The organism is Bergeriella denitrificans NBRC 102155 (genome assembly GCF_001592185.1).
GTDB lineage: Bacteria > Pseudomonadota > Gammaproteobacteria > Burkholderiales > Neisseriaceae > Neisseria > Neisseria denitrificans.
On sequence record NZ_BCWL01000324.1, the window covers coordinates 1 to 1,345 of the forward strand.

At 62.4% G+C, this 1,345-nt stretch carries 2 protein-coding genes; both read right to left on the bottom strand.

What is annotated here, in order from left to right; all coding sequences use genetic code 11:
• Nucleotides 1-606: phage tail protein (locus BDE01S_RS10555; RefSeq protein WP_066081347.1), on the bottom strand; the 606-nt coding region annotated here is incomplete at its 3' end.
• On the bottom strand, nt 606-1,345 hold a 740-nt coding region (locus tag BDE01S_RS11455; RefSeq protein WP_439645236.1), incomplete at its 5' end, for a phage tail protein. The genes BDE01S_RS11455 and BDE01S_RS10555, both read right to left, overlap by 1 nt.

The window sequence follows — 1,345 nt, forward strand, 5'->3', positions numbered from 1 at the left end:
TTCGCCCAGCATATTCAGCGCGCCGGCCGGGTCGTTTTTAAGCTCGCGCACCGCGCCGGCCAGCCGCTGCATACCGCGTATGCCGTCCTCAGCCTCGCGGTATATCTGCACGCCTTGCTCCACCGCCTGCATGATGTCGGAAGCCTGCGCCTGCACCGATTCGGGCAGCAGGCTCAGCAGCGGGTTTTTGCCCGACTGGGCAATGCCCGGCGCGGGCAGCGGATTGTTTGGGTCGCCGACGAACTCGGTCAGCTCCACATCCAGTTCCCGCGCCGCTGTGCGGCCTTTGGCGTCCTGTATCAGCGTGCGCTCGGAGAGCCGCTCAATCACAAACCAGCCGACAAACCGCCCGCTGCCGAATACCAGCGACACCGCCTGCTGCGCTTCCAATGCTGCCAACAAACCTTTGTAGGCCGTATCAGGGTTGCCCAGCAGCCAATGCAGTTTGACACCGATACGCAGCTCGGTCAGTTCGTTGCCCACCGCCTGCAAACGCGGCCGCCCGGCCAAAACGTCATGCCGGGCAAATCCCGCCTCGTGCCGCGCCTCCAGCCGCTCGAAACCCTGCAACAGCTCGAAGCGCACGTCGCCCAACATCGCATACATCAATATGCCCTCCGTTCACGATCCGCCATCATGCGGCGGAACAATTCCTCAAACTCGCGCAAGCCCATCTGCAAGGCCGTCTGAATCTGGTCGGGATTGCCGCCCGGCGCATGGATGGTGGGGTTGAAATTGACCGTGATTGCGCCGTTGGCCGCAGCGGTTGCCGTTTCCTGTTCGCGCTGCGCCCGGGCGGCAGCAAACTCCCCGCTGCCGCCCGACACCCGTGCCGCAATATCGCTGCGCAGCTGTCCGACACGGTCGGCAAAGCGTTGTTTCAGACGGCCTGCCATATGGCCGACCGCCGCCACCGGCTTGGCCGCGCCCTTGCCGATACCGATGTCCAAACCGCGTGTGATAAAGTCGCCGTAGGAGCGGAATACGCGGCTGGGGGAGTGGATACCGAACATGGACTTGGCTTTGGCCATCGCCGACGAAGCCATATTGGAAATCGCAGAAACCACCAAACCCGCACCGGCGGTAATGCCGTTGGCCAAACCTTGGATAATCTGGCTGCCGAATGCCGTAAAACGGGCAGGCAGCCCGGCCAAAAAGCCCCAAACGGCAGCAAAGGCCGTCTGAAAAGCCGTTACCGGCGACCAAGTCATAATGAAATTGCTCACCGCATGGACGGCGGCGGAAACAAAACCCGTCAGGCTGGTCGGCAGTTCGATACCGAAATAGCCCATCACCGCCGCAAACGCCTGATAGAAGAGGCCGACGGGAGACCAGTTGAGAATGG